This window comes from Sphingobacterium sp. (assembly GCF_039596235.1).
Taxonomy (GTDB): domain Bacteria; phylum Bacteroidota; class Bacteroidia; order Sphingobacteriales; family Sphingobacteriaceae; genus Sphingobacterium.
Genome location: NZ_JBCNKE010000007.1, coordinates 259,773 through 279,015, shown reverse-complemented (window position 1 = coordinate 279,015; position 19,243 = coordinate 259,773). Strand labels below are relative to the sequence as shown.

Genomic DNA, 19,243 nt, shown 5'->3' with positions numbered 1-19,243 from the left:
CTATAGATTAGATTTTAGATGTTCATTGTCTGCCAACCACTCCAATCCTTCTTTAATGTATTTTGGGACGTTCCATGATAGCCCTGTATCGTTTTCATCAAATGTCATTAAATCAAATGTGAAATTTGTTTTTTGAACAGAAGATAGGTCTACTTCTGATTGGTTACGATTTGTATCTAAATATATCAGATCATCTAAATTTTTTAACTTTTTATATCCAAAGCAACTGTGGACATCGTTTTCTTGTTCTTCATTGTTTTCATCCAAATATTTATATTTAGCCTTGAAAAAAGCTTGATTACAATTGACTATAGCATTTTCCAAGCTTCTTGCAACGAATTGGTCTCCCTCTTCTGCTATTTGATATGCGACTCGAATAATTTTAGATTCATCTAATTTTTCCTCAAATTTTACTGCTAACAAATCTTCAATTTTTTGTTTATTAGGTAACCATTTAGAGAGTGTTGCATTACTAGTTTTTGCATTTGGTTTTAAAACATGGCAACTAGTTCCATCTATTTCGTCTACAGAATCAATGTCGGTAATAACCAAAACTTTAGTATTTAAGAATTTGAAAAATTCTTTAAACTTATGAGTATATGCACCACCAACTTCGATGACGGATACAAATTCATTTTCAATTTTATTTGCGACTTTTTTAATAAATAAAGGCATTAATAATTTTTCAGTTATGCCCTCAACCATGATTACTTTGTCTGCGAAGAATAAATCGCATTTTTGCAGGTTCATATATTGCTTTAAAAATCTGAAGGTATCTTTGTCTTTTTCCTTATGTTTAAAGTCATTAAAATCTTTTACTTCGACTATAGTTTCACCGTTAATTTGAAACTTATTAAAATAACGAATTCTTTCAAAGCTTCTATTAACGTTTAATCCCGCTTCTGCAATCATATGAGACGAATGTGTACTCATAATTATCTGAACTAGAATTTGATCATTAATGCGTGTGTTATTTATAGTTTCACGAATTTGTTCTACAAAAACCTGTTGCATTTGTGGATGAAGATGAGCTTCCGGTTCCTCAATCATAATTGTTAGAATTTCACTAGTATTATTAGCTTTCTTCTTCTTGAAATCCTCAATAAATGAGACAACTTTCAAAACCAAATAAATCAAATTGCTATAACCTAGTCCATTATAATTTTCAGGTAGTTCGATTCCACCACTTTTATAAAAATATTTAATGTTATTCTTAATGATTGTTTCTGAATCAAATTTAGATCTTAAAATTATCTCTGGAATATTAATCTCTTTATCTACTCCAAATGATTTTAATTTATCCAGAATGGTTTCTAAGACCTTTTCATATTTCTGATCCAATTCTTTAGCTGTACCAGCAAGAGTGTTTTTTAAGTTTTCAACATCCGTATTGGAATCGGAATTAATGTTTCTATAATAATCAGAAAACCCTGTAGCTAAAGATCTATTATTATCTGTTTTTGTATCGTCTAGTTTTCTTGATGCTTGAATTGTTTCAAAGGTTATTATTGATTTTATCTTGTTATATACATTTTCCTCTATTAGATTATCACCACCGAAAACTCGAATTGAATAATAGTTTGAAATGTTTTCATTTAGCCATTCAATCAGACTAACATCTTTTATAGGGCGATTATTAAATGATTTAAATATGTTAAATGTCTCTTTCGGTTCATATTTAAATAACAAAGTGGCATCTGTTTTACTATCGTCTAGATCAGAAATAAAATCACTAATATTAATGAGTGAGTCGTTTAATTTATCATATTCAATATTTATACTTAATGTAATTCTAGGGATGGAATTAACTATTGTCTTTTCGATTCCATCAATTTTATCTTGAATGGTTTCCGAAAGAAACTCTTCTGTATAAATTCGATAGCATTCCTCAAATTTAGGGTAGCTATTTAAAGAAAAGTCATGGAAAGAAATTCTGTTTTTGTTATCAAAAAATAGATTTATGATTTCAAATAATGAAGTCTTGCCGGAATTGTTTTTTCCAACTATTAATGTAATATCATCCTCAATATTTAATGTAATATTTTCCAATAACCTAAAATTGGTTATGGATAAATTCGTTATTTTCATAATATGTTAATAGGTTCAATGAATTCACTTAGCGTGAAAATATGAATGTATAATTTGGCTTGTAAACTTTATTATAGCTTCTTTTGTTACTTTTTAGTAATAAGTAGAGTGTTTTAAGGTCTACTGTCCTCATTCCCCCTTCTTCTTAATTGGATACTTAGTTATATATTTTTTCATTAACTCACCTGGCTGTCTTCCTGTAGCTTTTTCAATGAGTAAAAGTTCATATGGTTCAGGTGCGCCGGTATTGTAATATAGGTCGATTAGCCTTTGTTTTTCTATACCTGTTTTGCACATAATATTATCAAAAGTATTATCGCCTTCAACTTCGTCACGCATGAATGTACCAAAGTTGGTTCTTTCTTCAAGCTTATAATCGGTTACTAATTCAAGGTTTCTTTTTGTATAAACGGCGTCACGGACGTTTTCTATAGTGTCACCGGAGAGTACAGAAATCTTATAGAAAGAATGGAGGGAAACGCTTTTCTTTTTTTTATTAATTATCTTGCTAATATCACCTCCTGATACGTCGGTTAATTTAGCAAAAGCTTCATTTGATAGACCTAAAATGATTTTTCTCGATAAAACGTAATCTCCAAAATTTTCTATTTCAATTGCTAGTAATTCATTTTCCTCCATATATAATAGATATTTTGTGTTTCCATTTAAAATCATTTGTTTAAATGGAATTGTATTCTTATATTTGTTAAGCGATTTGAAAATCATGGCATTTTGCCTTGACTAACGATGTTCTTCTCGAACCCAAAAAAGAGCTAAATTTTTACCGAGAGAACCGTGTTGATCGCTCCGTGCACTGATATGCGATAAAAGTTTTATACTTTTGACATATGAGGTAGCATGTGAGCGGCTTCACGTCAACTTTGGTAGTCTTCTGAAAATCTCTTGTAGATTGTAAGAAGACGACAGGATTAGCTCTCCTGGGGTTCAAAGTGTGAGGCCGTTCCTTGCTTACCGATTAAAGTAAGGAGGTAACTAATCTCTTAGCTAAAGTTCATCGTTCATCATAACTAAATAAGAATTATGAGAACGACACCAGTTAAAATTCTAACCCACCAGTACCAGATCGAGGATCGACTCACTTGGTATTCCGCCGAACAGCATTTCAAAAACTTAATCCGAGCGCCGGATTAAACGTTTATTATCGTAAACAGCACGTAAAAGGAGAGGAGCCAATAAAAATGGTTCAATATTGATTATTCACAGGAATAGTAACGTTCCCCTTTGCGTGTCTGCCACCGACCCTACACATCAATACATTAAATGGAGATTGAAGGCAATGAAGATGGCTTGTTTAAATAATTGTTTCGTAGCATAAATTTACGCAAACTTTTCGTTGAAGACAAATTTCTATCCAAAATATTATTGAAACACAACAAAGGGTCGGTTCTTCCTATTATTATGGATGCCCGTAACGAACCATTATTAACCAAATACGAAAAGAGTAAAACGGCATCTGGAGGCTCAATTAATTAAATTTTGAAAGTGTGATATGTTAGATCTTTTGACGCTATAAGGGATTTTTTTATTCTTTTTTCTCAGGATCTAGCACAATCGCACAGCCCTCAACACCTTTAAAAATGAACAGTTTTTACGAGGGTGGGAGTGAACTGCCTACTGTGAAAGGTTCCTCTTGCTCAAACCAAATTAAATCTAAAAAATTAGGTCTCTTGACCCTTAAATTAGTAGCGCTTTGCAGACTATATTTTACCAGCATAGATAAAGCACTCGTGAAGCACTCCCTAAGCACAGATATAGTACTATTTACGCAACAGTTGCGTAAACGCTTAGAAAAAGGAAAAACCTGTTATCAAAGTGCTTGTCAACTGCTATATACTTACTTGATTAGTGGAAGTAGCATAACAGTTGAAAAGCCGGTACAGAAGCCTATAAAATCAAAGACATTTTCTTTAGCCTTTTTCCTGACCAACTTCGCCCCAACTTCTGCCTTTCATGCATTCGGCCATCAGTCTTCCGTGGGTCTTCCTTTGGTTTTTCCCGAAGTTGACCCGAAGTTGACCCGAAGAAATATCATACAACCTTGGGAAAAAGGTAGAAGTTGGTTAGGTATTGGTCGGGTATTGAAGATAAACAGAAGTGGGATTATAAAATTCTTGCTATGCTGTACCGTATTCGTTTCTATGTTTAGTTTGTCAGCTCAGACGCCCCGCAAGGATAGCGGGGCCGATGGGCTATCTGAGATTAAGGCACTTGGAATAGGGGATACCATTTCCGAACGCTTATGGAATCTTAAAATGCCGGTCTATAACGATAGCAAAGGTAGAGCATCAATTTCCCTGAATGATTATAAAGACAGTAAATTGATCATATTGGACTTTTGGGCGACTTGGTGTACCAATTGCCTAGAGAGTTTTCCAAAGCTGGATCATCTAAAGTCCACTTTTAAAAAAGATTTTGACGTGCTGCTGGTCAATTGCAAACGAACGCGCGACGATCAGGCACGAATTGATAAGATGCTCAAAAAGTATAAGGATACTTATCAGCTAAATGTTCAGTTTCCTTATCTCATCGGAGATACTGTATTCAATGCCTTATTCCCGCATCGTGGAATACCGCATGTCGTATGGATCGGAAACGACCGTGTGGTCAAAGCGATTACCTATACCACCGAACTTCAGGAAGATAATGTTCGTCAGATCTTAGCCGGACAAAAAACGACTTTTTACATAAAGGATGATTTTAAGTATAAAGTACTAGATAGCGTATCCACGGATTCGCTCAAATTATTCTCCTCTTATCTGAGTAAACGTCGGGAAGGGATCCGTGAAATGGGTGTGCAGATAAAAGAAAGGGGAAGCGAAAAAGAATTTACATTTCTTAATTCATCATTGGCTATACGCATTTTTGAGTATTTGAGCGAATTGGGACATCGGATAGATCGCAATCTCTGGGTGTTTGATAACAATGTGAGTAAAGAACTCCGTAGGAAACTCAAGACTCCCCAACGGTACACGGATGAATATTGCTATTTTTTGCGCTATCCGAAAGACCAAACCGATTTTGATCCATACCGAAAGATGATCCATGATATACAGGATAATTTTGGGGTCAGGTGGGAAATCAGAAAAGCGGTAATTGATGTGTGGCGTATTGATTCTACACCCAAGGTTGCAAAATATAGAACGAAGGGCAATATACCAATTGAGGCGCTTGGTACCCAAAATAATAAGAAGTTTATTCAAAATCTACCGCTCCTAAATAGTTTCAATGTACTGTCTTATTTCCTGAATAAGCCTGTGCTATTAGGCGATATTGAAAACATACATGTGGACTTCGATCTGCCATCAGATTTATTGGATTATACGGATGCACAGCTTTTGCTGCTCTTGGAACAGCTAGGCGCGAGAATCACCATCGTACCGCAGGAGGTGGAGTATGTGTATTTCTCAGCAGATAGGGGGAGATAGGGATGAAAGTATTGTTATTGGTGGTGTTATCCCTGATCATTTCGGGGATAGCAAATTTTGCTATTGGACAAAATCTTACGGCTGAAATACAGGGTAAAATAAAAAGTAGCGAAAGCAAGAAACCTATTGAAGGTGCCTCCGTTGTCATATTGCGTGGGAATAACAAAACCAAGTCTGATCACGAGGGCCGGTTTGCGATCAATGCAAATCATGGTGACAGCTTATTGGTTAGCCATGTAGGTTACCACAGTGAGACAATTTTATGCAAATCCGGAACTTCAAGTTTGACGATAATGTTGGTACCCGTCAATAAAGTATTGGATGAGGTATTAGTAAGTTCAGGTTATCAGCAGCTCCGCCCCAACGAAATGACAGGTTCCTTTCAGATTCTGGATAAAAAAACGCTTGACCAACAGGTGGGTACCAATATTTTAGATCGACTGAACAATCTGACACCGGGATTCCGAAAAGGAACTTTCGAATTTCGACCCAACCGCAATGAAAAGCTCAATATTTCAATTCGTGGGCTTAGCACCATTGATGCTTCTAAAGATCCTTTAATTGTACTCGACGGCTTTATTTATGAAGGCGATATCGATAATATCGATCCCAATAGTATTGCTTCGGTTACGGTGCTCAAGGATGCTGCCGCTACGTCCATATGGGGTGCTCGTGCAGGTAACGGGGTAATAGTGCTTACGAGTATCAACAGTACCAATAAATCGCAAAGGACAAGCGTCAATATTTCGCACACTATCACCACCAGACGGATAACGGATTATAGCCAGTTGTATCAGCCAGCTAACTTAGATTATATTCTATCCGAACAGGAGCTATTCAATGCAGGTTATTATGATGGAAAGATTGAACAGAGTCCTTACCTATCCTTAACGCCTACGGCTGAAATTTTCCTGGCACGGCGTAAGGGGCTGATTTCTGCGCAGGATTCTACAGCTATGATGGCCAAATTATTAGCAATGGACGGTAAAGCTGCCTATAGGAATGCTTTTCTCAACAGGCCATTATTGCAGCAGTCTTTTGCCAATATCTCGGGTGCCGCTTCGGTAATTCGCTATAATTTTGGTGTCGGTAATACGATGGATCTTTCCGAAAATAAGGCAAAGGACAATAAGATCAATCTTTATTTAAACAATTCATTTCACTGGAATGACAAATTTGAGCTGAATCTCAATGTGAATTTCCTTACCGAGAAACAACGCAGTGGTACACCTGTATTTGATCTATTTAATTATGGTGGAAAATATGTGCCGTTTTTTGAATTTATGGATTCGCAAGGTAAGGCAGTGTCTTTTAACACGGGCTATCGGGGTAATTATCTCAATGAACTCTACGGGGACAAACTGCTGGACTGGAATTATTATCCATTGCATGACTATGAGCTTGATCGTGCGACAACACGGAAAAATGAATTGTATACCATCGTGCAGGCTAAATATAATATTAAGCCTTATCTAACAGCGAACCTATCTTACCAATATCAGACCCAGCAGAAAGCAACGGAAAGGATCGCACAGGTAGATAGTTATTACGCACGTAATATGATCAATATTTTTTCTAGTATTGACCCGCAGTCGGGCTTGGTCGTACATCCGATTCCAATAGGAGGAATCTATGACCTTAACAATGGAGATGTTAGTTCCTATACCTGGAGGGGGCAGCTCAATTTTAACAGATCGTTTGGCGTTCACCATATCAATGCGATTTTAGGGGCGGAAATAAGGGAGGTATTATCAAAAGGTTTCACTAGTATTTCCTATGGTTATAGTGCTGATCCAATACGTACAAAAGTAGTAGATTACGCCAACTTTTATCCGACACTGCCTACGGGCGGATATTCTGCCATTCAGGGAAATGTTTCCCTGATGAAGTCCTTGAATCGTTTTGTGTCTCACTATGCAAATGTTGCCTACCTGTTTAAGCAACGCTATGGGCTCTCGGCCAGCATACGTAAAGATGGAGCGAATGTGTTTGGTGTAAATACCAATGATAAGTATAATCCGTTCTGGTCAATTGGTGCGAGCTGGCAGCTGAGCAAGGAAAAGTTTGCTGACTGGAAAGCGGTGAATGATCTGCAGTTCAGAGCTACCTATGGCTTTAGCGGCAATATCGATCCTTCGCGAACGCCCCTTCCAGTTGCTGAAACAACCAGCGGACGATATACCAATTTGCCTGCTTTTGTGATCAGCACCTTGAACGATCCGTCGTTGAGATGGGAAAAGGTACGAACGTTAAATTTGGGTGTACAGTTTGGTCTGCTCAAAAGTAGAATCACGGGAAGCTTTGACTATTATGTGAAAAAGAGCATAGACCTCTATGGCAATTCATTGATTGATTATACAGTCTTTGGAAAAGCCAATACCACCGTGAAAAATAATGCATCGATAAGAAGTCAGGGAGCGGAGTTGAACTTGACTGCCGAAGCCATTAGGATTGCGAGCTTTAGCTGGCGGCCTGCAGTGCTTCTAAGCTTGAACAAAAATAAGGTGCTGGAATATTACAATAGGCAGTTTGGGCTCATCAATTTGGTAGGAGGTGGTGCTAGTGTTTCAACAATAATCGGTAGACCGCTTAATTCGATCGCAGTATTTAATTGGGGTGGTTTGGATGAGCATGGTGATCCGCAGGGATACTTAAATGGAGAACTGTCCACGGATTATGAAAAGATTAGAAATTCAACCATTGGAGAAACAGGTAATAATCGAACTATTGCTTATGTGGGATCGTCTGTTCCACAGCTGTTTGGGAATTTAGTAAACACGTTTACATATCGAAATTTCGATCTCGCAATTAATCTTTCTTTTAAAGCGGACTATTATTTCCGTAAGGAAGTAACCGCTAGTGGTAACTTTTATAAATATGGTAAAGCATATTCAGACTACGACAGAAGATGGCAGTCCCCGGGGGATGAAAACTACACGCAAGTACCTCGGATAAAATACCCAATTGATACCAATCGCGATTCTTTTTATCAGGCAAGTGCGATCAATGTCCTGAAAGGGGATCATGTCCGCCTGGAATATGTTAATCTCTCTTGGCGGACTCTGTGGCAGCTGGGCGGCAAAAAGTTAAATACCCGTGTGTTTTTCAATGCCAGTAATCTGGGGCTGATCTGGAAAAGCAATAAACAAGGTGTTGATCCCGATTTTCCTGGACGGTTAACACCCAATCCTACTTATGCTTTGGGGCTGAATGTCAATTTTTAAATAAATAAATCATGAAAATAAATGATAACCTAATCAGGATGCTGGCAGTTTGGCTGCTCTTGTTTTCTTTGCTGTCGTGTAATAAGTTTTTGGAAGAAAAATCAAATTTTGCGCTCCAAAGCCCGAATACGGTAGAAAGTCTTCAAGGGTTATTAGATAATTCGACTGATATGAACATGAATGTTCCCGTATTTGGAGATATCCATTCGGATGATTATTTCTTTACCGAAAAGGAATTTAATGCTGTGGATGATCAGTCCCGAGGATTTTATACATGGACAGGTTTCCCGTACAATTATCCAGATGATTGGGCGTTGATGTACGTCCCAGTATATCAGGTTAACGTTGTGCTGGATGCACTGCCCAAGGTTGAAGGTATAAAAAGTGAAAAAGATAAAATTAAAGGAGCAGCACTGTTTTATCGTGCTTACCAATATCTTCAAGGAATGTGGATCTATGCCAAACCTTGGGATGCAAAAACCTCAGATGCAGATTTGGGAATTGTATTGCGGCAGACTTCTGATCAATCAGTACCCTCGAAACGTAGTACCGTGTCAGCCTGTTACCGCCAGATAATCGGAGATTTAGTAACGGCGTCAGGATTACTGCCTGAACTCGCTGAATCGCCTATGCGCCCATCAAAAATAGTCTGCTATGGAGCATTGAGCAGGACTTATCTCTCGATTGCGAAGTACGATAGTGCTTTTTATTATGCAGATAAGGTCTTGAAGGTAAAGAAAGATTTGATCGATTATAACGACTTTTCTTCCACAGATCTATTGAAACCTTATCCGATATCTCGTTTGAACAATGAGACGATTTTTTATGCCCAGCTGACAACATCGTACCCAAACCTCCATCCCAGCTATGGACTGGTGGATTCAGCGCTGTATGCAAGTTATGCGGATAATGATATCCGGAAAGTGTTGTTCTTTAAAGCAAGAAATGGATTCCATAGTTTTAGGGGTAATTATACGTCCGCTTTTAATTTATTTGGGGGAATGGCTATCGATGAGCTACTCTTGATACGTGCTGAGACTAATATCCGTCTTGGAAGAGTGGAAAGTGGTTTGGATGACCTGAATGCATTACTGGTGAAGAGAATAAAAAAGGACGAATTTATTCCATACAAAGGATTGAATAAGGAGGATGCTCTTCGATTGATAAAAAGAGAACGACGGAAAGAGTTACTTATGCGCGGATTGCGATGGATGGATATCAAACGTTATAATAAATATGATGGCGATAACATTAAGTTGATGCGGTATATAAATGGAACCAAGTATGAGTTGGAACCCAATTCAAATAGGTATGCTTTACCATTGCCTACAGATATTATTCTGCTGACTGGAATGGAACAAAATCCATTGTAAGCTTTAGTCGAATGCCCCAGCAAAAACTGATGCCGGGGCATTCATGCAGCATAAATATTTTTATACTGCATCTCCTAGCCTATAACTTATTGATTGGAGATATAGGCTGACTACTCGGATCACTCGCCGCTGTATTTTTCGACGGAATGAATTGCGAACCAACTGGGTTCGCATTCAGCGTGATCCTGCTCGGATTTAAAGAGCGAGATCCAACTGTGCCTGTTAGATCGGAGGGGTCTGCCTCCATTGCACAGGCTGCATTATTTCCAGAGCCACAGTCCTCATCATTTGTCTCCTCAGTCCAAAGTGATTGATTTTTCACATCTGTAGAAGAACTGGTGCTTCCGTGGAAATAAAGTGTCACAGGAGCTAAGCTTTCTCCTGCATACATCTCAGCACCTTTAAATGCTGAGAATCCAATAATCATGGCTCCGCCTAATATCATGTAGCCATAATTGTTTAAGAATTTAGCTAACATATAGCTATCCTCCTTTCTGTCATGCAAGCCAGCAATTGATGCGTAAAGGTGCTGGCCTGCACACCGTTGGTAAATAATTGTCGGTACCGACCTATGTACCGATCGTATCTGTATGCCAGGCTGCCTACTATAGGCCTACTGACGCTGTCATATGCTGGAATGGATAAACTGTCTGAGATGTACCATAGATTTTGATTTTTATTGTGGCAACTACGTATATGCCCAAATGCAGCGCTAGCAAGCAGGATGATCCATATGATCGGGAGCATGCTTGCACGATCTCCGCTTGTGCTGGAGTCGGCAGCGGCCAAGGAGCGATGCAAAAGCAATCCAATAAGGGACAAAGCCAACAGCCCCACATTGATAAGCAGATGTGTGCCCCAGGAAATCTGGCTCAGAAAACTGGTGCACATGCAGGGTTTCTGGGCATAGACATCCAATACCCCCAGTCCGATATAGATCGTAAAGACCAGGATAAGCAGGGTACAGGATCGCCAGCCCCAGCGCTGTAGCCGGCCTACCGGTAAGGCCAGCAGCACACCTGTTCCGATCTCGATCACTGGCAACAGCCAAAAGAGTATGGGGGCAAGGAAGCCGATCACCGGCTGCTGTTGCAATGCAATCCGAAATGCCGCCAGCTGCCAGATCTTGTCCAGCCCCGCATACAACCAAAAAAGTAGCATGGCCCCACGGAGCAGTTTATAGGTAATGTAGTATGTTTGTTTGCGGTTCATCGTTTTTGTTTTTACGTATACGCCGATATTTCTTGCCACTTGACCTGAAAGCGTTAGATCGCCTGAATTCTTTTAAGACAGAGCGGCCCAACCTCGCGGTACAGACTTGGCTGGGCGGCCTGCCTAAGCATCAGCATCTACTTACTCGTATGCTTTATATCAAGTACTGGCCAGCCTGGTACACTGGCCATATCACAAAGTTGCGCACTGAAATACCTTGATTTTGGCTCCATATAGCCGTGCTATTTTCGGCGTATTTTTCGGGTTGCCAGGAAATAGCTTGCCCGCTGTATGGTATTGCGCGAAATATCCAGTAACGCGGCCTGCTCGGTTTGTGAGGTGACGGCTCTGATCTCGGGCATAAGCTCAACAAAACTGAGGTACCGGTCAAAGGATGAATATTCACGCAGCAGCTGTTGCAACAGGATGAGCTGTCGCTTCTCTTTATTGCAAAAGACGTCCACCAGGGTATCCACTGATTTCTCGTATTCCTGAAAACGCCGCAGGACGTGATGCGGGAGAGCAATAATAATTCCGGGCCTTAGGGCGATAATTTCGCCGGGGCGGATGCTGTGGCTGTGCAGATGGACCGTGCTCATCAAGGCCATATTCGGGAGGGCCAGGCTGGTAATCTTGCGTTTGCTTGTATTGGAATTATCCTCAGCACGGGCGAGCATACCTGTAGCGACAAAATAGCTGATCTCGGTCCTATGCCCCGGCGGCTCGAGTACGTCCCCGCGCTTGACAACAAGCACTTTCAGGTGGTCTTTGGCCCATTGGTAATGGAAATTGTCCAGCTCATGATATTTTTCCCAGAAAGCAAAAAAGAGCTTGAGGCCTTTATTGAAGTGATGCTTAGCACTCATACGCGATGGTTGGCTTGGAATGTGGATTGAATAAATGGCTGTTGATCCGAAAGCATAAGAGAATGCTGCTGGCTTCTTCAGGAGAATTAGTCCGGAGGACGAAGATATTTTTCATTATCTATAGTGGATTAAATTTATAACTATTGGGTCATAAATTTCGCAAGGACAAGAAAAATAGGAAAGGACTGAACGAACAAAATACGCGCAAATCAAAGGCATCTTGGGTGCATTTTGTCCATCTGATCCAAAGGGATGGTGAAAGGGATATCTTGGCCTAACATCGTTGGTTGCCGCCAAGCTGGGCAAGGTAGTTCTTGTAGGCTTTGCGCAGGGAGTTTTCATTGCTATAGCCGACCCGGGAATAAACCTCCGCAAAGCTCAGCTGTCCGGCTGTCAGCAGCCGATGGGCATGCTGCAGACGGATCTGGATGCAGTAGTTGCGGATGGTATGCCCATATTCGTTTTTAAAGAGCCGCACCACGGTGGTCCCAGACTGAGGCAAGCCCCGCAGTAGGGTATCGATATCCAGATTGGGATCGGCATAATTTCGGTCAATATGCAGTTTGATCAGATAGAGCTGGGTGCGACTGGAGCTGGCCAGCAGCTTCTCGTAATGACCTAGTCCCATGATCAGGTATTTTTGGAGCTCGGCCAGCCCGGCAAAAGGATTCTCATGGTCAAAGGCCAGCACGCCGAGAAGCCATTTACGGATTTCATGATCGATCCGAAAATGGGGCAGCACATCAAAAGGATTGGTCGATTCGCTCAGAAAGGATACCGCTTCCCGGAATATCGGATACTGCTTGACCACTTCGCTGAGCCACTGTGGATTTAGGGACACGACGACGAGATCTGTTGCGTCCGAAAAACACTCAGCCCGATAAAGACCGGCCTGCTCGGCCGATAGATAGAAGCTGCAGCTGGCCGGACAGGTAACATGTTCGCCACTCCCCGTCGTAAAGGCAATCGGATTGCCAAGAACAAAATTGAAAAAGATCCGCTGCTGATCAAGGCTATAGTGCACAACAAATGGACCCGCCGAATCGAGTTGAAAGATATCAATCGTGAAAGAATCACAATGGATCGTCTGTTGCAGCAGGGTAGCACCTTCGAAATCAAATCGCCTGGCCTTTCCGGCCATCGCTACTGGGTAACGACAAAAATCGGGCAGTCTGCCACTGATATCTGTAACCTTTAATAAGGGCTCTGAAAAACGTAGTTTATAATCTTGCTCCATCCGTGGAAGATAATTGTATTGCCTGTCTACTGCTGTGCATCCGGTCAATCTGGCGATAGACAGCTGCTTCGGCGTATAGGTACAAAATTAACCGATGGAATGGTTCTTTTTATAGGACTTAATTGTGAAAATTTGGTATGAATCAATCAAAATATAGGACGAATCGTGTGTAAACAATAATCCCCAACAATAGGCTTGTTGGGGATTTTGATTAGCGCAGATTGGATTCAATTTTATATACGTAAACTTTCGATCCTCGCTAACGGTTTTGTACTTTCATGGAGGATACTTTATCGTTGAACGTAGAGAGATAGGAAGATGACGAGGTCACGACGAGGCTGTCGCCGGTAAAATTATTCCCATTGTATAAAGTGACTTTAACATTTGCGCCTACTTTAATCGAAGAGATACTATTGTCGGTCACGCCTTTTGCCAATAAGTCCGATGTGGTATACTGCCCTTTACCAAAGCTGCCTTTCACACCGGCATAGGAGGCATTGGAATAGGTATAGGAAATGGTCAGGTTAGTGGCAATTTCATCATTGGAGCGCTTTTCAAAAATGGCCATGTGCAGCACCTGCTTACAGCCCTGTGGTAACTGGTTGATCGCTTCCATCAGCTGGCTGATCACCTCCTCCTGAATCATGGCATCCATGATCGTCTGTTCTTCGATCATGTCCATATCGAGTTGATCGAAGTACTTATTTTTTACTTTTTCGCTTCGGATCTGTTTGAGGCAGTTGTTTCGGACGGCAATAAAAAGATAAGCCTTGCGCGCACTTTCATCTTCGGGCAAGGTATTCCGCCCCTCACAGAGGCCGGCGAAAAAGCTCTGGACAATTTCTTCGTACTCAGGACTTGTTACCTGAAAGGCGGTGGCATGAGCTTGGGGAGTTGGATAGGAAAAGCTGGTTTTATTGTTCTTTTTTTAATACAATAACCGTAGTTTTGAATTAATCGCGGAATATCGCAACCATTTGTCTACCTTTTTTAAGCCTGTATGATGAAAAAAATTATCTTTCTGATCCTGTTATCCATAACACTATTTCCGGTCCTTGCGCAAGCAAAGGTGGATTCACTATTGCAGAAGCTCGACAGAGCAGTCGCGCAGAGGACGGAATTTTCGAATAAAAAAGAACAGCATTTAAAGGAACTTAAACAGGCATTCCATCATAACCGCGGCTTAGCGGGTAAATTCAGCTACGCGGATAAACTATTTGAGGCATATAAACACTACAACCTGGACTCGGCCATTACAGCAGCCCGGGCAAAGTTATCGCTTGCACAGGAGTTGCACGACCGACAGCTGGAACTACAATCCCAGATGAACATTGCCGAGATCATGGGAAAAATGGGAATCTATAAAGAGACCTTCGATATCATGGCTAAAATCGACAAAGCTCAATTGCGCAAAGAGCAATGGGGCTACTACTATCACCTCTACCATTCTATTTATACCTTATTGCTAAATAATGCCCTGTTGGATGATGAAAAAAAACAATATAATACCCTCATTGGCCATTATAAGGATTCGCTGCTGCAATTTTATGACCCCCAGAGTGTCGCCTATCGCTTGACCTATAATGATAAATTACTGGAAAAAGGAGATGGTCAAGGAGCTCTTTTGGCCTTAAAACAACTCGATAAACTGCCGGGTGAGGAAAATGCGCAGAAAGCCAGTATAGCGTATCGTTTTGCCAAGACCTACGAAAAGCTGGGCAATATAGAGGAACAAAAAAGATATCTGACCCTTGCGGCCCTGACGGACATCCGAAGGGCAGCCAAGAGCTATGTCGCTCTACGTGAACTGGCTGTATTGCTGTATAAGGAAGGGCAGGTGGATAGGGCCTATTCCTATATCCGCTGTGCCATGGAGGATGCCTCCTTTGCCCGTGCCCGTTTCCGGATGATCGAAATTTCGGAAGCTCTTCCGATCATTGTTGCCTCCTATGACAAAAAAATGGAAGAGGAGAGGAATAACCTGTTCAACTATTTGATATTGATTTCGGTATTGTCGCTGATCTTATTGGCGAGTAGTATATTGATCTACCAGCAGCTCAAACGGATTTCATCAACCAAGAAACTTGTCAAGAGCAAAAACGATGAACTGACCGAGATCAATATTACACTACGTGACCTGAATACCAAACTTTCTGAATCTGACCATGTCAAGGAAACCTATATCGGTTATGTATTCAACTTATGCTCGTCGTATATCAATAAACTGGAAAGCTATCGGGTCAACCTGCACAAGAAACTGCGAGCGGGCCAGGTTCAGGAGGCTCTGTCAATAACTGGCGAGACGAACTTGGTCTCCAATGAGGTACGGGATTTTTTTCAGAATTTTGATGCGGTATTCCTCAGCATATATCCACGGTTTATAGCGGACTTCAATCAACTGCTCAAACCCGGGGAGCAGATTCAGCCCAAGTCCGACGATTGTCTTACACCCGAACTGCGCGTTTTTGCGCTGATGCGGATGGGGATTCCAGACAGTAGCCGCATCGCCAATTTTCTGCATTATTCACCACAGACGGTCTATAACTACAAGCGTAAAATTATGAACAAGCTGGAGGTCAACAAGGAGGAGTTTAGGCTGAAAATGGAACAGATCGGACGTTGATTTTGCGCTGATGCCCTACTCTAAGCCTGTATTTTGTCTACTTTATTTTTAGGACTGTTTTTTAGTAATTTATTGTTTTTTAGTTTGTTGTATTTCTTTTGTACCTGTATTGATCTACTTTCTGAATCTACTTCTATTTTAATTGCAGCTGTCTAGGTCTAACTTTGAATAGTCAAGCAATGGATATCCTGTTGCTTTTTCTTTTACCAATTATAGACTATTATGATACAGTTGAAACAGCGGAAAAATCTGCTTACTTTTCTAATTTTTCTTGTCGGTTATTTTCTCGTTTTACAAGAGGCGATAGGACAGGAAATGACCACGGTCAAGGGGACCGTTTTCAACCGCGCGACGGGCAAGGCAATCGTCGGTGCCAATATCAAAGTGAAGGGGCAGGACCGTACCATCCTCACCGATGCCAACGGAAATTATCAGCTTAAGGCGGGGGAGAAAGTTACCCTTGTGATCTCCTATGTGGGTTTTCAAAAACAGGAGATACAACTTAACGGTGCTGTACAAAATGATATCTTTCTCGACCCAGCGGACCAGGAATTGGAAGAGGTGGTCGTGATCGGCTATGGCCAGGTCAAGAAAACGGACGCCACAGGTGCAGTCGCCAGCCTAAAGCCGGATCAATTGAATAAGGGGGTGCAGGTGACGCCACAGGATGCACTCGTCGGAAAAATCGCGGGTGTCAATATCGTTCCCGGCAGTGGGGCTCCGGGTAGCGAAGGAACGATACGTATTCGTATGGGAGCTTCGCTGTCGGCCTCCAATGATCCGCTGATCGTGATCGACGGTGTGCCCATCAGCAGCGGCTCAGCTTTGCGATCCATTAATCCAAGCGATATCGAGACATTCACGGTCTTGAAAGATGCGTCAGCAACGGCGATCTATGGCTCGCGCGCTTCCAATGGTGTGGTGATCATTACAACCAAAAAAGGCGCCTCGGGGCAGTCAAAACCCCAGTTCAATTACAGCAGCAACTTTACGCTCAATCGGGTGGCAGACTATTATGATGTGCTGTCCGCGGATGAATACCGTCAAGCCTTTGCGGAGAAAGCCAATGCACCGACGGATTTTCAGCTAGGGACAGCAAATACTGATTGGCAAAAGCAGATTTATCGCACGGCCTTTGGCCATGATCATAATCTTTCTTTAACAGGTAACACCGCGGGCACACCTTACCGGGTATCAGGTGGATACACCAACCAGAATGGTATCATTAAAGAAAACAATTATCAGCGCACAAACTTAGGCTTCGGCATTTCCCCTAAGTTCTTGAATAAGCACCTCGCTGTTGACCTCAATCTGAAAGGGAGCATCGAGCGTGAGCGTCCCATTTCGACTGGCGTGATCGGCAGTGCGATCTCATTTGATCCTACACGGCCAGTTTTTGAGGAGTATCCCGATCAGGTGGGATTGGGCTATTACCTCTGGCGGAATGCTGGTACGCCGATCACGTTGGCACCAGGTAATCCTGTCGCCGAACTCTTTCTTTCCGAAAAGCTCGACCGGATCAAACGATCGATCGGTAATATTGCTTTGGACTATAAAATACATGGTTTTAAAGAACTCAGGTTAAACCTCAACCTGGGGTATGATGTCCGCAAGCGGGAATATGAAGAGACGGTTCCGGACAAAGCGCCATCGATGTACACGTCAAACCGTAACGATGGAAGAGGAATTTTCCGTACGCAAAACGACAAGAATACGAACTACATGCTCACGGCCTATGCCAATTATGTGAAAAAAATTGCGGACAAGCACCAGATTGATGCGACCGCAGGCTACGAATGGCAACGTTTCTGGTACAGTACGGACCCTAAAAGTGTGGTCAAAGATGTGGTGGATACCTCTATTCCGGATGAAGATATTCTGTATTTAATCTCGTTTTTCGGTAGGGTCAATTATTCTTTTGCCGATAAGCTCTTATTGACAGGAACATTGCGGGCGGATGCGTCTTCGCGTTTCTCGCAGGAAAATAGATGGGGTTATTTTCCGTCGGCAGCATTAGCCTACCGTCTGTCGGAGGAAGGTTTTATCAAAGACATGGGCAAGATCTCCGACCTGAAATTAAGATTGAGCTATGGCCGTACCGGTCAGCAGGAGATCGGTGGTTATCATCCCTATCTGTCAACCTACTCGGTATCCAATAATGCGGCCAGATACCTCTTTGGTAGCAATTGGCTAAATATGTATCGCCCGAATGGATATGATCCGAATATCCGATGGGAGACTACCGACACCTATAACCTTGGGCTGGATTTTGGCTTCTTTAAAAATCGCTTGTACGGCAGTTTTGATATCTATCAGCGTTATACCAAGGACCTGTTGAATAAAATTGTGGTTCCTGCCGGAAGCAACTTCACCAATATTATCGAAACTAACATCGGTGATATGGAAAGTAGGGGGATAGAACTTGCGCTGGGCGGCAGTCCGGTTAAGAAAGAGGATTTTGAATGGACCGTCAACGCCAACTTTACCTATGGCAATGCGACAATAAAAAAACTCAATACCATCGATACGGATGACAATTATGTCAAGACGGGGACCATCAGCCGCAATGATTTCCAGATACAGAAAGTAGGCGAAACACCAAATACCTTTTTCTTGCTCCAACAGGCTTATGACGATCATGGCAAAGCCATCGAAGGCAGTTATATTGGCAAGGATGGTTCGGTCACGACCAGCGAGCAGGATGCCAACAAATATGTCACGGGCAAAAGTTCGCGGGTTCCCTATTACTATGGCTTATCCACCCGTTTGAATTATAAAAACTGGGATTTGGGGATGAATGGTCATGGAAGTTTTGGCAATTATGTGCTCAACTACCAACAGGCGAGTCAATCGCTGATGGATCTGTTCAGTTCGGAACGTGTATCGAGCAATATTTCGCCGAAAGCCCTAGAAAGGGGTTTTACACAGGAACGTTATTTCTCCGATTTGTTTTTGGAGAGCGGTGCATTCTTCCGGATCGACAATATCACCCTGGGGTACTCATTCCGTCGTCTTTGGAGGGACAACAGCGCCCTACGGGTTGCACTGAGTGCGCAGAACGTGAAGCTCTTTACCAACTATTCAGGAGTGGATCCCGAACTTTTCAACGGGCTAGACAACAATGTTTACCAGCGTCCGCGGATCTATACCCTTTCATTAAATCTTAGCTTTTAA

The 19,243-nt window shown here is 41.8% G+C and carries 12 protein-coding genes; 5 read left to right on the top strand and 7 right to left on the bottom strand.

Features of this window, described 5'->3' with window-relative positions; translation table 11 throughout:
* Positions 1-2,088 carry an ATP-dependent endonuclease gene (locus ABDW32_RS15870; RefSeq protein WP_343564081.1) on the bottom strand — a complete coding sequence of 696 codons (2,088 nt, stop codon included), beginning with the start codon at positions 2,086-2,088 and terminating at the stop codon, positions 1-3.
* 129 nt (positions 2,089-2,217) lie between these two features.
* Positions 2,218-2,727, bottom strand: coding sequence for a hypothetical protein (locus ABDW32_RS15865; protein ID WP_343564079.1), 510 nt, complete (start codon positions 2,725-2,727; stop codon positions 2,218-2,220).
* A gap of 959 nt (positions 2,728-3,686) precedes the next feature.
* Here ABDW32_RS15865 and ABDW32_RS15860 point away from each other — a divergent pair.
* Genes ABDW32_RS15860 through ABDW32_RS15850 form a run of 3 tightly spaced genes read left to right on the top strand, consistent with a single transcriptional unit; the run spans position 3,687 to position 10,131 of the window.
* Positions 3,687-5,534: a TlpA disulfide reductase family protein gene (locus tag ABDW32_RS15860; protein ID WP_343564077.1), complete on the top strand. Its 1,848-nt coding sequence runs from the start codon at positions 3,687-3,689 to the stop codon at positions 5,532-5,534.
* A gap of 2 nt (positions 5,535-5,536) precedes the next feature.
* Positions 5,537-8,758 carry a SusC/RagA family TonB-linked outer membrane protein gene (locus ABDW32_RS15855; protein ID WP_343564075.1) on the top strand — a complete coding sequence of 1,074 codons (3,222 nt, stop codon included), beginning with the start codon at positions 5,537-5,539 and terminating at the stop codon, positions 8,756-8,758.
* 11 nt (positions 8,759-8,769) lie between these two features.
* Positions 8,770-10,131 (top strand): RagB/SusD family nutrient uptake outer membrane protein, encoded by a 1,362-nt coding sequence (locus ABDW32_RS15850; RefSeq protein WP_343564073.1) that lies wholly within the window; start codon positions 8,770-8,772, stop codon positions 10,129-10,131.
* Positions 10,132-10,210: 79 nt separating this feature from the next.
* Here ABDW32_RS15850 and ABDW32_RS15845 read toward each other — a convergent pair whose 3' ends face one another.
* The 5 genes from ABDW32_RS15845 to ABDW32_RS15825 form a co-directional block, all read right to left on the bottom strand.
* Complete coding sequence (locus ABDW32_RS15845; RefSeq protein WP_343564071.1) at positions 10,211-10,609, bottom strand: hypothetical protein; 399 nt, start codon at positions 10,607-10,609, stop codon at positions 10,211-10,213.
* A complete protein-coding gene (locus ABDW32_RS15840; protein ID WP_343564069.1) occupies positions 10,603-11,343 on the bottom strand; it encodes a MauE/DoxX family redox-associated membrane protein in 741 nt (246 codons plus the stop codon). The genes ABDW32_RS15845 and ABDW32_RS15840 overlap by 7 nt, the downstream gene beginning before the upstream one ends.
* A 242-nt stretch (positions 11,344-11,585) precedes the next feature.
* Positions 11,586-12,209 (bottom strand): hypothetical protein, encoded by a 624-nt coding sequence (locus ABDW32_RS15835; RefSeq protein ID WP_343564067.1) that lies wholly within the window; start codon positions 12,207-12,209, stop codon positions 11,586-11,588.
* Positions 12,210-12,483: 274 nt separating this feature from the next.
* Positions 12,484-13,446 carry an AraC family transcriptional regulator gene (locus tag ABDW32_RS15830; RefSeq protein WP_343564066.1) on the bottom strand — a complete coding sequence of 321 codons (963 nt, stop codon included), beginning with the start codon at positions 13,444-13,446 and terminating at the stop codon, positions 12,484-12,486.
* 259 nt (positions 13,447-13,705) lie between these two features.
* Positions 13,706-14,242 carry a hypothetical protein gene (locus tag ABDW32_RS15825; protein ID WP_343564064.1) on the bottom strand — a complete coding sequence of 179 codons (537 nt, stop codon included), beginning with the start codon at positions 14,240-14,242 and terminating at the stop codon, positions 13,706-13,708.
* Between the two features lie 204 nt (positions 14,243-14,446).
* Here ABDW32_RS15825 and ABDW32_RS15820 point away from each other — a divergent pair, with 204 nt between their 5' ends.
* Entirely contained in the window at positions 14,447-16,069 is a 1,623-nt protein-coding gene (locus ABDW32_RS15820; protein WP_343564062.1) for a DUF6377 domain-containing protein, read from the top strand.
* Between the two features lie 222 nt (positions 16,070-16,291).
* Entirely contained in the window at positions 16,292-19,243 is a 2,952-nt protein-coding gene (locus tag ABDW32_RS15815; protein ID WP_343564060.1) for a TonB-dependent receptor, read from the top strand.